This is a genomic window from Flavobacterium erigeronis, from assembly GCF_054075165.1.
The window spans coordinates 123076-136478 of the sequence record NZ_JBSKGP010000004.1; the positions used below are offsets into that span (position 1 = coordinate 123076).

The 13403-nt window shown below is 33.4% G+C and carries 13 protein-coding genes; 3 read left to right on the plus strand and 10 right to left on the minus strand.

Annotation, left to right across the window (positions count from 1 at the left end; all coding sequences use genetic code 11):
* Positions 1-23: 23 nt before the first annotated feature.
* The 7 genes from ACWA1F_RS09375 to ACWA1F_RS09405 all read right to left on the minus strand — a co-directional run bounded on the left by ACWA1F_RS09375 (position 24) and on the right by ACWA1F_RS09405 (position 6568).
* Positions 24-1385 carry a CsgG/HfaB family protein gene (locus ACWA1F_RS09375; RefSeq protein ID WP_306156747.1) on the minus strand — a complete coding sequence of 454 codons (1362 nt, stop codon included), beginning with the start codon at positions 1383-1385 and terminating at the stop codon, positions 24-26.
* Between the two features lies 1 nt (position 1386).
* Positions 1387-1791 carry a curli assembly protein CsgF gene (locus tag ACWA1F_RS09380; protein WP_456893533.1) on the minus strand — a complete coding sequence of 135 codons (405 nt, stop codon included), beginning with the start codon at positions 1789-1791 and terminating at the stop codon, positions 1387-1389.
* A gap of 16 nt (positions 1792-1807) precedes the next feature.
* A complete protein-coding gene (locus ACWA1F_RS09385) occupies positions 1808-2131 on the minus strand; it encodes a CsgE family curli-type amyloid fiber assembly protein (protein ID WP_306156751.1) in 324 nt (107 codons plus the stop codon).
* A gap of 2 nt (positions 2132-2133) precedes the next feature.
* Positions 2134-2538: a curli-like amyloid fiber formation chaperone CsgH gene (gene csgH / locus ACWA1F_RS09390; protein ID WP_456893534.1), complete on the minus strand. Its 405-nt coding sequence runs from the start codon at positions 2536-2538 to the stop codon at positions 2134-2136.
* Position 2539: 1 nt separating this feature from the next.
* Entirely contained in the window at positions 2540-3061 is a 522-nt protein-coding gene (locus ACWA1F_RS09395) for a hypothetical protein (RefSeq protein WP_456893535.1), read from the minus strand.
* 67 nt (positions 3062-3128) lie between these two features.
* Complete coding sequence (locus ACWA1F_RS09400) at positions 3129-3974, minus strand: hypothetical protein (protein WP_456893536.1); 846 nt, start codon at positions 3972-3974, stop codon at positions 3129-3131.
* A gap of 404 nt (positions 3975-4378) precedes the next feature.
* Positions 4379-6568: a glutamine synthetase III family protein gene (locus ACWA1F_RS09405; RefSeq protein ID WP_306156759.1), complete on the minus strand. Its 2190-nt coding sequence runs from the start codon at positions 6566-6568 to the stop codon at positions 4379-4381.
* Positions 6569-6997: 429 nt separating this feature from the next.
* Here ACWA1F_RS09405 and ACWA1F_RS09410 point away from each other — a divergent pair, with 429 nt between their 5' ends.
* Both ACWA1F_RS09410 and ACWA1F_RS09415 read left to right on the plus strand, forming a co-directional pair.
* Entirely contained in the window at positions 6998-8014 is a 1017-nt protein-coding gene (locus tag ACWA1F_RS09410; protein WP_012024410.1) for a glutamine synthetase beta-grasp domain-containing protein, read from the plus strand.
* 296 nt (positions 8015-8310) lie between these two features.
* The gene (locus tag ACWA1F_RS09415) at positions 8311-9279 is read left to right on the plus strand and encodes a TerC family protein (protein ID WP_306156766.1); all 969 of its coding nucleotides are present in this window, start codon (positions 8311-8313) and stop codon (positions 9277-9279) included.
* Positions 9280-9358: 79 nt separating this feature from the next.
* Here ACWA1F_RS09415 and ACWA1F_RS09420 read toward each other — a convergent pair whose 3' ends face one another.
* From ACWA1F_RS09420 to ACWA1F_RS09430, 3 genes are all read right to left on the minus strand, one after another.
* Entirely contained in the window at positions 9359-9874 is a 516-nt protein-coding gene (locus ACWA1F_RS09420) for a hypothetical protein (RefSeq protein WP_456893537.1), read from the minus strand.
* Between the two features lie 90 nt (positions 9875-9964).
* On the minus strand, positions 9965-10834 hold the full coding sequence (locus ACWA1F_RS09425; protein ID WP_456893538.1) for an alpha/beta hydrolase: 870 nt from the start codon (positions 10832-10834) through the stop codon (positions 9965-9967).
* A 396-nt stretch (positions 10835-11230) separates the two neighbouring features.
* Positions 11231-12103: an AraC family transcriptional regulator gene (locus ACWA1F_RS09430; RefSeq protein ID WP_306156771.1), complete on the minus strand. Its 873-nt coding sequence runs from the start codon at positions 12101-12103 to the stop codon at positions 11231-11233.
* 450 nt (positions 12104-12553) lie between these two features.
* Here ACWA1F_RS09430 and ACWA1F_RS09435 point away from each other — a divergent pair, with 450 nt between their 5' ends.
* Entirely contained in the window at positions 12554-12919 is a 366-nt protein-coding gene (locus ACWA1F_RS09435; RefSeq protein WP_456893539.1) for a T9SS type A sorting domain-containing protein, read from the plus strand.
* The last annotated feature ends 484 nt before the right edge of the window (positions 12920-13403 follow it).

Here is a 13403-nt window from a genome sequence, read left to right on the forward strand (position 1 = left end):
TTTGTAAATTCAGAAATACTGTCTTATTTCTTCTTCACGCCGAAATAAAACGTCAGTCCTAATCCAAATTTATAATAGTAATCATCTCTGGTCCCTGCTATTTTGTAATCAACATTATCACTAAAATTGATATTCTGTTCTGCAAACAATTTAATGCCTAAGTAATCTGCTGCCATATATTCTAAACCAGCACCAAACTGAACTTTACTATAGGTGTTTTCAAATTTTCTGTTCATTGCAAATCCACCTCCTCCATAGAGATAGGGAGTAAATCGGTCTTTAGGAAGTAAAATCCATTCCAGATTTAAGTCGTATGATATATATCCTACGTCGAGCAGATTTTTGTTTGCAAGATTTACTACATTGGTAGAAGCGCTTACTGTAAAACTTGGTGTAAGCATAAATTTTAGAGCTCCACGCCCAAACGGTCTGAAAAGCGGATCTCGGTAATCGCCATCCATTAAAGTTCCGCCGCCAGAAAGTTCTATTCCAAATTTGCTTCTTCTTTTTTCAAGAGTTCTTCCGTACAATTCGGTTACTTCTGCTGTTCTGGTTTCTTCATTATAGGCTTTAATCAAATTATCTACTTGCCATTTTGGTGCATCGGCTTCCCAGATATTATCTTTTATTCCTTCTATAACTAAAGATTCTACTGCTTTTTCTATGGCTTCTGTTACAGCCATGTGCACAGGTTCGTTGGTTGTATATCCTGTTTCTACTTCAAGAAGTCTTTTAAAATTGACATATCTAAAAAGGCTTTCGTCAATTGCTTGAGACAAAATGGTTTTGGAGATATAAACTGATTTTAAAATTTTTCCGTTTGAGGTAGAAATCATTCTCAGATATATCGTAACGCGATCTTGGCGGTATTTTACAGATGCTCCTGCGCCAAAATATCTTGCTCCGAATCCGCCGGTAATAATATTAGAATCATAAGAAACAATTCCTCCTTCCAATAATACTCCAGCATATAAAAGGGGCGTTAATTGCGGTTCGTTCGGATTTGCATTTTTGATATATTCTTGTCTAGTGGCTCGAATAAGATTTCTTTCCTGCAAAAGGTTTCCGATATTTTCACGTTCGATTGGCACAAACCATTTTGAGTCTTCTAGTGCTTTTATCAAAATTGAAGTTGCACCCTGAGTTACGGCAGTACTAAAACTGCTTCCGTTTTCCTGAGGTTTGTATTGTCCTGTCTGATCTCTAAATTTGTAAACACCAACCACGACTTGTTCCTTAGGTTTTGGCAAATCTTTTAGTAATGAAGTCGCAGGCGTACCTTCTCCCAAAACAGCTTTCTGTACTCCAGTGGGTTGGTTATAATAAGCGCCGCAACCAGTAAAAAGAAATCCAAATACAATGATTAGATAGTAATGGAATCGCATGTTATTGATTTGGGATGATTACTTGGGTTTGTTCTCCTGTATTGGTATCTAAGATATTGAGCGTTAATCCGTCTGATGAAGGGTAAACATCGACAGAATAACTTCCGAAAGTATAAGAGCCTTCTTTGATACCATCTGTACCAAATTGCTGTTTATAGAGAGAACTGGAAATCTGACTTAATAATTGCGAATTTAAATTGGCTTTAAATCTTTCTAAGTCTGTTTGCGTTTTGGTTTCTGCCGCCTTATCTTTTTGCTTATTTTGTGCTTCGGCACTACTTAAAAGCCATTGATAATTGAAGGTATCTCCTCCAAAAGCTGGATTGACCGGTTTATAAACTAGAGCTTGTGCATTTATAAACGGAGAGATAAAGAGTACTACTGTGAAGGTTAAAATAAATTTCATGGCGCTAATAATAAAATTAATACTGAGTGAAATATTTGCGTTCTTTTTCTTTTTCTTTCAAATAAGTAAAGGTTGCGTTTACAGATTCTTCTGCAACCGCTTCTAAAAATTCGTCGTTTGGCTGTGCTAAAAATTCATAAATAACTTCATTATCGATGATTATCGAAATGGCTGTATTTCTCGCGAAACTATATTCTTCACCTATTGTGACTATTTTTTCTGCATTTATTCCAAGTTCATTGTATTTGTAATAATATCTATCGTAAAAATCTTTTCCCATTTTTGTCTTGGTATCATCGGTTATAATACCTTTCAAAACAAATCCGTCAACGGGAAGCACTATTACATCATCTTTTTTTTTTCTTCACCCAGCACCACTCTGTCTTTTGCTATAATTTGTTTATCTTCATCATAAAACAATAGCAAAACAATTACTTCATCATCTGCCGAAAGATTAATCTGCGAGCTAGATAATTTTTGGATTTCATTGGGCTGCAATGTAAAAACACCAACTTGATCGTTGTTAGACTGATTATTACTTTTATTATTATTTTTTATTACAGATAATCTGTACGCAGCACTCCGAATTACATCTGTAAGATTTTCGGCTGTACCAGTAATTTTTACGGTACCTTCTACTTGTACAATTTCTAATTTTGCTTTTATCTTATCTTGAGGAACTTGCCCATAAATGAGAAAAGAAAAAAGCAGAAAAAAAGAGGTTATATATCTGTTAAAAAAATGCATATCATTTATTTATAAGAATTATTGATGCACCGTTTCCTGTCTGGGTAATTTTCATGTTTTTGGACAGTGAATTGGTACCAATATTTTGAATACTTTGGTTATCACCTTTTTGAATCATTTCCATATTTACATTGTAATTGGTATGCAATGTAAAGTCTGAAATTTTGTTATTGTCACCCTGCTGTATAACGCTTTGTGTGATTGTTTTGGCATTTTTATCTAAAATCAGCGCGTTTTTGTCACCGTTTTGATCTACAGCAAGTTTTGTATCGTTAGATTTTAAAGAAGCCTGAACCTTATTAAAATCGCCGATTTGTTGTATTACTACACCAGCTTGAATTCTAGAATTTAACTCCTCACGTTCATTTTTATTCAAATTTGAAACCACACTGAAGGCTTTCTCTTTTGAATTAAAAAGTGATGAACTATAATTTTTAAACTCCGAACCATCTTCTTTTTCCTGTGCTGAAAGCAAGGGACAGAAAACAAATAGAAATACAATATTTAAAATGAAGGCTTTCATCTTGATTGATTTAAATTAAAAAAATGTGATAACCGTTCTACGGCTATCACATTTTTAGAATAGCATGTTAGTTGCTTTGAGTTACAGTAATTGTATTCATGTTTCCTTTTGAGAAAGCAATACTGTTGTGAGCCGCACCAGTTTGTGTTACAGTAGCAGTATTTTTGTTTCCAATTTGTAATGTATTCTCAGTCAATTTAGTACCGTTTTGTACAGAAGTAGCTTTATTTTCATCCCCGTATTGATAGTGGTTAGATTTATTACCATCAGCAGCAGAAGTTCCAGAAGGAGAAGTTTGAGTTTGAGAAGAAACGTTTTTCACCCCACCTTGGCTTGCATAAGCTGTGTTATTGTCTCCATTTTGAGTTTGAGTTGCATCATTTTGGCTGTGAGGTGCAAATGGAACATTAACTGCAGCACCGTGTCCTAACTGAGTAGCGTTGAATGGAAGTCCAGTTGGTTTTTCGTTACCTGTAGTTCCTTGGTCAACAGTAGCAGTATTGCTTTTTCCTGTTTGTACTTGAGTTGCTTTGTCCCATCCTCCTAATGCATTGCTTGGGCCAGCGATTTGATCTTGCCAGATTGTAGCTTTGTTTAAATCTCCAGTTTGAGTTTGGTAAGCTTTGTTGTCATGGTTACTTTGAGAAACAAAAGCAGTGTTGCTGTTACCTTTTTGTTTTACGTCTGCTATGTTGTTTTTAGCATTGTAAACTCCTGGCTGAATTCCTTGGTAAACTTCAGATTTGTTTGAATCTCCTAATTGGTCGATTTTAGAATCGTTGGTTTGACCATTTTGATTTACAATACCTGTGTCAGAATTTCCAACCTGGTTTACTGAAGAGGTGTTGCCTTGAGCGATTGCCGCTACTCCTACAAACAGCATCGCTGAGATGCTTAAAATTACTTTTTTCATAATAAATATATTTAATTGGTTATTAATACAACTTATTATGTAGGTTCTGTAGGTTTGTATTCCGGGGGAGGAAAAAAAGAGGGCTTTTTAACCGTTTTAAAAACAAATTTTAAATCTGTTTTTTCAACTTCATGACCAAAATTAGAAAAACTTATTCAAAACAAGTTCACGTATAAATACCTATTTTACAAGATATTAACCTCTTTTCGATAAACTGTAAAACTATCTCGATGAACTGCCCAAATGCACTAAAATTTTCATAGGAAAAAAGATACTTATTACAATTTATTTACATTTAGAGGAATATAATTGCTAAAAAAACTCATTAGCAATCTTATTTTTAACATAACAACAAAAAAAGCCTGTCTTTTTGAGACAGGCTTTAACAAATTGTTAGCTAAATATTACTTCGTAAACAATAATTCTCTGTATTTGGTCAATGTCCAAGTTTCATCATCTACTAAAAGTTCTAATTTATCACAGTGATTACGAATATCTTCAAAGTATGGTTTTACATTATTGCAATACGCCTCTGCCATTTTTTGAGCATCTGTCAATTGGTTGGCTTTCTTTCTTTCATTTGTCATTGCCAACACTTTTGAATTGATTCCTTCAATATGACCTGAAATCTCTTTAATTAGAACGATCTGCTCTTTTGCAATCGTTTCAAATTCTTTTCCGAAAATTTCTTTTAAACCTTTAACATTGTCAATCAATGTATTTTGGTAACGAATCGCAGTTGGAATCACATGGTTTCTCGCGATGTCTCCTAACACACGTCCTTCTATTTGGATTTTTTTTGTGTATTCTTCCAATTCGATTTCGTAACGTGCTTCGGCTTCCACATGATTAAAAATTCCTAATTGCTCAAATAAATCTAAAGCTTGCTTAGAAACTTTTGCTTTTATAGCTTCTGGAGTTGTTTTAAAATTGCTTAAACCTCTTTTCGCTGCTTCTTTTTCCCAAGCTTCGCTGTATCCATCACCTTCAAAAAGAATCTTTTTAGATTGTTTAATGTATTCTCTTAAAACATTGAAAATAGCATCATCTTTTTTCATGTCTTTAGAGTCAATCAGATTCTCTACTTCATTTTTAAAGTCGATTAACTGTTTTGCTACAATAGCATTCAAAGTTGTCATTGCATTTGAACAATTCGAATTTGAACCAACGGCTCTAAACTCAAATTTATTTCCTGTAAAAGCAAACGGCGAAGTTCTGTTACGATCTGTGTTATCTAATAATACGTCTGGAATTTTACCAACAACGTTCAATTTTAGATCTGTTTTTTCTTCTGGCGAAAGTTTTCCTGTTGTTACGCTTTCCAATTCAGATAAAACTTTAGTCAACTGAGCTCCAATAAATACCGACATAATTGCTGGCGGCGCTTCGTTTGCTCCTAACCTGTGGTCGTTACTTGCAGTTGCGATAGAAGCTCTTAGTAAAGTTTCGTTATCGTTTACCGCTTTAATCGTATTAATAAAGAATGTCAAAAACTGTAAATTGCTCATTGGCGTTTTGCTCGGGCTCAATAAATTAACTCCCGTATCTGTAGCTAACGACCAGTTATTGTGTTTTCCAGAACCATTTACTCCTTTAAATGGTTTTTCGTGAAATAATACTTTAAAATCATGGCGCTCTGCCACTCTCTGCATTACATCCATTAATAAAGAGTTGTGATCTACCGCTAAATTGGTTTCCTCAAAAATCGGAGCCAGCTCAAACTGATTTGGCGCTACCTCATTATGACGCGTTTTTACAGGAATTCCTAAAAGCATACATTCTTGCTCCAAATCTCTCATATAAGTAAGCGCGCGAGTTGGGATCGATCCGAAATAGTGATCGTCTAACTGCTGTCCTTTTGCAGAGGTATGCCCTAATAAAGTTCTTCCCGTCATCATTAAGTCTGGACGAGAATTTGCCAAAGCTTTATCAATTAAGAAATATTCTTGCTCCCATCCTAATGTAGCGGTTACTTTCTTTACGTTTTTGTCAAAGTATTTGCAAACTTCTGTTGCCGCTTCGTCAATTGCAGACAATGCTCTTAATAAAGGTATTTTATTATCTAAAGCTTCTCCTGTGTACGCAATAAATACTGTCGGAATACATAAAGTGGTACCATATATAAAAGCTGGAGAAGTTGGATCCCAGGCTGTATATCCTCTCGCTTCAAAAGTATTTCTGATTCCGCCGTTTGGAAAACTCGATGCATCTGGTTCTTGCTGTACCAATTGCGCACCACCAAATTTTTCTACAGGATCGCTTCCATCATAAGAAGTTTCAAAAAAAGCGTCGTGTTTTTCTGCAGTTGTTCCCGTTAATGGCTGAAACCAGTGTGTATAATGTGTAACTCCTTTTGCAAGTGCCCATTCTTTCATCCCCATGGCGATATAATCGGCAAGCTTTCTGTCTATTTTTGTACCATGCTGAATAGCATCTCTCACTCCTCTAAAAGCATCTGAAGTCAAATATTGCTTCATTGCTTTTTCATTAAACACATTTGATCCGAAAAGATTAGACTTTCGGTCAATTTCTTCAAAATGTACCGGCTTTCTGTTAGAAGCTTGTTGTAAAGCTTGAAAACGTAATGTTGACATGGTATGTAAAGTTTAAATTCGTACTAATTTTCATTAAAAAAATAAGTGACAAATATAAACAATAAATAAGCCTGTTTTAAACATTAATTCTAGATTTTTAGTCACCGATTTTTCAACAGAAGATGCTTTTTATGAAGAATAATGAATACAAATGACAAAAATATAACAAAACTGTACGGTAATATTGATTAAATAAACATTTTTTCATAATTTCTTAACTCATAAATTCAAAAATCTGCCGTAATTATTACGAATTTGTATTTTTAAGGTTATTAAAATTGCTTTTTTTAAAATATACCCCTGCCAAAATTGCGCTTATCCAAAAAATTATAGTTCATAAAACAAAATAGCCCCCTAATTTTTGGGACTAAAAAAATAAATCTATATTTGACCCAACGAAAAAAAACAAAAAAATTAATTTATATTATTATGGCTAAAATTAAGTTAGAGTACATTTGGTTAGACGGATATGAACCAACTCAAAATCTTAGAAGTAAAACTAAAGTTGAAGAGCACGAGAATTTCAAAGGAACATTAGAAGAACTTGGAAATTGGTCATTTGATGGTTCGTCAACAAAACAAGCCGAAGGTGGTTCTTCTGACTGTCTTTTAGTTCCTGTTGCAATCTATCCAGATCCAACTCGTATCAACGGATGGTTAGTAATGTCTGAAGTTATGTATGCAGACGGAACTCCACACCCTTCTAACGGTAGAGCTACAATTGATGATGATAATGATGATTTTTGGTTTGGTTTCGAACAAGAGTATTTCATCATGGATACTAAAACTCAACTTCCACTTGGTTTCCCAGTTGGAGGATACCCTGCTCCACAAGGGATGTACTACTGTTCAGTAGGTGGAAAAAACACACACGGTAGAAAACTAGTTGAAGAGCACGCTGACTTATGTATCGCTGCTGGAATCAACTTTGAAGGAATCAACCAAGAGGTTGCTTGCGGACAATGGGAATTCCAATTATTCGCTAAAGGAGCTAAAAAAGCTGGAGACGAAATCTGGGTTGCTCGTTACTTATTAGACCGTTTAACTGAGAAATATGGTTACTATATCGAATATCACCCAAAACCTCTAGGAGATACTGACTGGAATGGTTCTGGAATGCATGCTAACTTCTCTAACGAAGTATTAAGAACATGTGGTGATCAAGCTACTTACGAAAGAATTTGTGAGGCTTTCCGTCCTGTTACTGCTGAGCACATCGCAGTTTACGGAGCTTACAATGACCAACGTTTAACTGGTAAACACGAAACTGCTTCTATCCACGATTTCTCTTATGGAGTTTCAGACAGAGGATGTTCTATCAGAATTCCTTTAATGACTGTTCAAAAAGGATGGAAAGGATGGTTGGAAGACAGAAGACCAGCTTCAAACGGAGATCCATACAAAATTGCTGCTAGAATTATCAAAACTGTTAAATCAGCTCTATAATTCAAAGCTTAAATTATATTCTAAAAGTGCCAGCATTTATTTGCTGGCACTTTTTTTTGTTTTTGTTTTTGTTTTATCATTCTCAATGATTTGAAGATAATTACACGTGCAACTTTGTCAAAGTTTAAAACTTTAACAAAGTTCTTGCTCCTAAATTATAGAGACAATAGTTTTAGTTATTGAGTTAAATCAATAAAGCAGAAAATAGTAGCTTTAAACAACTTTTTCTAGTTGAATTAATTTTTGAAGTTTAACATCAAAAGCTATCTTTGTATATCATTTAAACAAAAACCATTATGATAGTCTGGATTATCTTTTTACTTGCTGTAGTTTTTATTCTTGCTTTAGACTTAGGCGTCTTTAACAAAACACCACATATTATTAGTACTAAAGAAGCCAGCAAATGGACACTCGTTTGGGTTACCTTATCTTTTTTATTCTCAGGAGTAATCTACTGGCTTTATACTACAGATTATATTGCAAATCCAGACAACTTAAAACCAGCCGTAGCTTCGATGAAGTTTATTACGGGTTATTTGATTGAACTTTCGCTGAGTGTCGATAATATTTTTGTTATAGCTATTATTTTTGCTTCATTTAAAATTCCGCAAAAATACCAGCACCGCGTATTATTCTGGGGAATTCTCGGAGCCATCGTTTTCCGTGGATTGATGATTTTCTTTGGAGTAATGCTAATCAATAAATTTAGCTGGACGACTTATGTATTTGGAATATTCCTGATTTTCACCGCGTTAAAAATGCTATTTTCTGGCGAAGAAGAAGATTTTCACCCAAAAGACTCTTTTATTTACAAAGCTTTAGGAAAAGTTATGCCGATTACTGCAGAAATGGATGGAGAGAAATTTTTTATTTCTACGAAAACTGCAAAGAAAGCTGCAACGCCTTTATTTGTGGCGCTGATTGTGATTGAAGTTATGGATGTTCTTTTTGCAGTTGATAGTGTTCCTGCAATTTTAGCCATTACTTCAGATCCGTTTTTAGTATTTAGTTCTAATATTTTTGCTATTCTAGGATTACGTTCTATGTATTTCTTCTTAGCAAATATGCTGGCAAAATTCAGTTATTTAGAATATAGCTTAGTAGCTATTTTAGCTTTCGTCGGATTAAAAATGCTGCTTCATGATTTCTTCCACGTTCCAGAATGGGCTTCTTTAGGATTTATAGCTTTATCTCTTTTAGTTGGAATCTTAGTTTCTCTGAAATTTGGAAAGGAAAAAATATTGACAGATTCTGATAAAGAATAGTTTTCAGAAACATATATGTATAAAAAAAAGGAAATCGTTAGTGTTGATTTCCTTTTTTTATCCAATATAAGTTTTTCAATTATAAATTAATTGTTTTAACCTTACTGTCATCTATATTATATTTTGCAATAACAGTATTATAGTCTAATGTTTTTAAATTAACTGATTTATTACTAATTCTAGGATCTTCACCAGGAACAACTACAATACGAAATTTTTGATTATTTCTTAAATCAGCTGGTACTGTATTCAATTCAAATCCCTCTAGATAAAGTTCAAAATCTACTCGGCTAAAATTAAATTTATAAGTAAAAAATAAAGTCCCATCATCATAATAATGTGATTCTGGAATTGGGCTCCAAACAGTACTTCCATTTGCTGTCCCTGTTGCTCTATAAGCCAAAACTACATCTCCTGGAAAAAGGGTAAAACCAAAGTCTATAACTTCTCCATCTCCATTCGAAGCAAAGTTAACATTATTCACATCAATAACTGGAGCAACTTCTCCCGCAGGTCCCGGAGGCCCTTCTGGTCCTTCACAGCTAGAAAATGCAATTAAACCGATAACTGCAAATAAGGTAAGTATCTTTTTCATAATTTTATTTTTTTAAGGATTATACTATAAAGGTATTCCAAAAATTAAACCAAAAAAAGCGATTTGGCTTATTTTCAAATAAAAATATCTTTATTTTTTTGTACCAAGCTGATTCTTAGCTAGTATTTTATTAAAAAACAAGGCGTGATACGGAAGCGAATTTTCCCAATATTCCCAAGTATGCGCCCCTGGTCTTTCTGTATAATCATGATCTACTTTAGAATAAACCAATCTTCTGTGCAATTCTCTGTTGGGTTCAATTAAAAAATCATCTACACCACAATCTATAATAAGTGGTAATTTATTTGCCTTTATTTTATCAATCATTCCGATTACTGCATTCTGTTCATATAATTCAGTATTACCGCTTTTATCTCCAAAAACCGGCTGCATTAATTTTACAACTTGAGCAGATGACTCTCTGTTTAACATCGTTCCCATATCTACTGCCCCACTCATACTTCCCGCTGCACAAAATAAATCAGGATGTCTTGTAGATAAATATAAAGCTCCATGTCCGCCCATTGAAAGTCCAGTAATTACTCTTCCACTTTTGCCTGCAATTGTTTTATAGGTTTTATCTACTTTCTGAATTACCTCTTGCGTAATAAAAGTCTCAAACTGACTTTCTTTGTTTACGGGACTATCCAAATAAAAACTAAACGTTTCTCCTTCTGGCATTACAATAATCATATTGTATTGATCTGCCAGATTATGAACCAATTTTTTGTTTGGAGTATTTTTAAGCCAATCGCCAAAATGTCCGTAAGCGCCATGCAGCAGGTACATAACAGGAAATTTAGATTTGCTTTTTGCATAAGAATTTGGCAAAACTACCGCAGCTTTATAGGTTTTTCCCATAGCGGTGCTGGCAACTTGTAAAGTGTCTACTTTTGCAGCGTATGTCATAGTGGTTAGACAAAGTAACAATGCAGACAATAGCATTTTGATTTTTTTCATTTTTGATATTTTTTCTGATTAGGGTTTGTAAATATAACTTTTTTCAGAATAAAATATATGAAAAATCCGACTTGTGGTTTGTGCTTAAAAAGATAGCCACTAATTCACGAATTTTATTTTAAATACTTTGTGTAATTTATCACTCATAATTTCACTAATTGACATTTGTAGTCAGTAATCCTTAAGAATCTAAAAAAATCTGATTTCCCAATAGCAAAAAAATAAAAATCTGCTCGATCTGCTAAATCTGCGAGAGCATATAAAATTACTCTCGCAGATTTTGGAGATTCTGCAGATAAAAAATCTAATTATGGCGTAAAAAAATTAGCCACGAATTCACGATTTTTTTAAATTAATTCGTGAATTCGCGGCTAAAAAAAATCCCAGCTAAAAAAACTAGCTAATTATAATTTTATGCTCGTGTCGGTATTGCGATGCACTCTTACCCGTATATTGTTTGAATGATTTACTAAAGTGGCTGAAATTATTAAATCCACTTTCGAAACAAACTTCATTAATACTCATTGGCTGTTCTGCCAAAAGCTTAGAAGCGTGGACCAAACGATATTCATTTACAAATTCCGTAAATGTTTTGTTTGAAATTTTCTTAAAATAACGGCAGAAAGAAGGTGTTGTCATACTCACCAGACTCGAAACCTCATCTATAGAAATCGATTCTTGAAAATGATCTTTCACAAAATTGAAAACCACATTCATACGATCGTTATCCTGAGTTTGAAGCTCCATCGAAAATCCGTCGGCATTTAAAATGGTATATTCCTGAGCCGATTCCAATTCGTCTAAAACACTCAAAAGCGTTATAAGTCTTTGAAATGGCGGTTCGTTTTCCATCATTTCAATTTTCTTTCCTATACGTTTTTTTGTTTCACCGCCAAAAGCAATTCCGCCTTTAGCCTGTTTCAAAATATTCTGCACCCTTTTCATTTCGGGAGCAACAAAAAAATCGCTACCTAAAAATTCAGGTTTTATATGAATTACAGTTTCAGTTGTATTTCCTGTCTGCTCATTTGTAAAACCGCAATGCGGCAAATTAGCTCCTATTAAAAGTAAACTACCATTGGTATAATAAGAAACATGGCTTCCTATTTGTCTTTTTCCTGCGCCGCCATTTATATAAACCAACTCAATTTCTGGATGATAGTGCCATAAATGAGCTTTACTATTGGTCTTTTCGGCGTGTTTAGCGTAGGTAAAAGAACTTCCGTATGAGTTAGTTATCACTTCAAGAGCTGGGGCAATAGTCTTCATGATAATTTCTTTAAAAAATAATAGCAAATTTAACAAAAACACCTAAAATAATTTAAATTTTAACCTATAACGGTTTCGTAAATGCGAATTTTACATTAAAATAACGTTCTTAACACTGAGAAATCTATATCAAAATCCAATTTTTTTTAGGGTCTTATTTTTTTTCTTGACTTTTTTTCTATTTATCCTATTTAAAACCTGATTTTATATAAATATGTTAAAAATTGTAAGAAAAATGGAAATTTTATGAAGTATGCGGTTTTTGAAAAACTTTGAAGAAAAACAATCAAATTAACAAAAACACAACATTAAAGCCAAATTTTAACATATAACGGTTTCGTAAATGAGAATATAGCATATAAATTGGAAAATATAGATGTTAAAATACCACACATGCTGCTATAACTTTGCATCAGAGAAATGAAAGAAAAAAATTTAATACTATAGAATATGAAAAAGATTATGAAATTAAGTTTAGTATGTGCAGTACTTCTAACAGGAATGAGTACTTATGCAATTGATGGAAATGAAGCATTAAATCTTCATGTATTAAAAGGAAATGGCAAGGTAATTGCTTTTGGAATTAATCAATTACAGAAAGCGGTTATCAGTATATATGATACAAATGGAAATTTACTTTACACTGAAAACGCTTCTGGTAAAACTGGAATCTTAAGAACTTTCAGTTTAGAAGAATTTCCACAAGGAAAATATATTTTAGAAGTTGCTGATAGCTTCAAAAAAGTAAAATACGACATTACAGTAAATGCAGATAGTTCTACTTTGTCTTCAAAAGGAACTACTTCATTAAACTAAGAAAATATTAAGGTTAAGTGCAATTCTTCACGGCACTTAAAATTTTATACTCTAATACAGTATAAAAAGTGAGGTTAGATAGTTAGTAAGTTAAAAACTTTCAAAAGTTTTAAAAACAGCTCTTTGTGGTTACTGAGCTGTTTTTTTTTGCTTTTTTATGAAGGATTTGTTTCACAGAGATACACAAAGGTTTCGCAGAGATTTCGCAAAGATTTTTATTTTAAAAATTACGCACATAAAATACAAAGTTCGCTAAGCTTTATCCATATAGCTTTGTGAACTTTTTAATTTATAAAATTCTCAAAAAACTTAGCGTCCTCTGCGAAAAACCTCCGCGAACTTTGCGCTAAAACACTCAAGCCAAATAAAATAATTTACGCAAAGAACGCAAAGCTTTATCCATACAGCTTTGTGAGCTTTTTTATTTATAAAATTCCTCAAAAAACTTAGCGCCCTCTGCGAAAAACCTCCGCGAACTTTGCGC

Coding starts and splice junctions, on each gene's coding strand:
- ACWA1F_RS09375 (WP_306156747.1), bottom strand. CDS start 1,385: ATGCGATTCCATTACTATCTAATCATTGTATTTGGATTTCTTTTTACT.
- ACWA1F_RS09380 (WP_456893533.1), bottom strand. CDS start 1,791: ATGAAATTTATTTTAACCTTCACAGTAGTACTCTTTATCTCTCCGTTT.
- csgH (WP_456893534.1), bottom strand. CDS start 2,538: ATGCATTTTTTTAACAGATATATAACCTCTTTTTTTCTGCTTTTTTCT.
- ACWA1F_RS09395 (WP_456893535.1), bottom strand. CDS start 3,061: ATGAAAGCCTTCATTTTAAATATTGTATTTCTATTTGTTTTCTGTCCC.
- ACWA1F_RS09400 (WP_456893536.1), bottom strand. CDS start 3,974: ATGAAAAAAGTAATTTTAAGCATCTCAGCGATGCTGTTTGTAGGAGTA.
- ACWA1F_RS09405 (WP_306156759.1), bottom strand. CDS start 6,568: ATGTCAACATTACGTTTTCAAGCTTTACAACAAGCTTCTAACAGAAAG.
- ACWA1F_RS09410 (WP_012024410.1), top strand. CDS start 6,998: ATGGCTAAAATTAAGTTAGAGTACATTTGGTTAGACGGATATGAACCA.
- ACWA1F_RS09415 (WP_306156766.1), top strand. CDS start 8,311: ATGATAGTCTGGATTATCTTTTTACTTGCTGTAGTTTTTATTCTTGCT.
- ACWA1F_RS09420 (WP_456893537.1), bottom strand. CDS start 9,874: ATGAAAAAGATACTTACCTTATTTGCAGTTATCGGTTTAATTGCATTT.
- ACWA1F_RS09425 (WP_456893538.1), bottom strand. CDS start 10,834: ATGAAAAAAATCAAAATGCTATTGTCTGCATTGTTACTTTGTCTAACC.
- ACWA1F_RS09430 (WP_306156771.1), bottom strand. CDS start 12,103: ATGAAGACTATTGCCCCAGCTCTTGAAGTGATAACTAACTCATACGGA.
- ACWA1F_RS09435 (WP_456893539.1), top strand. CDS start 12,554: ATGAAAAAGATTATGAAATTAAGTTTAGTATGTGCAGTACTTCTAACA.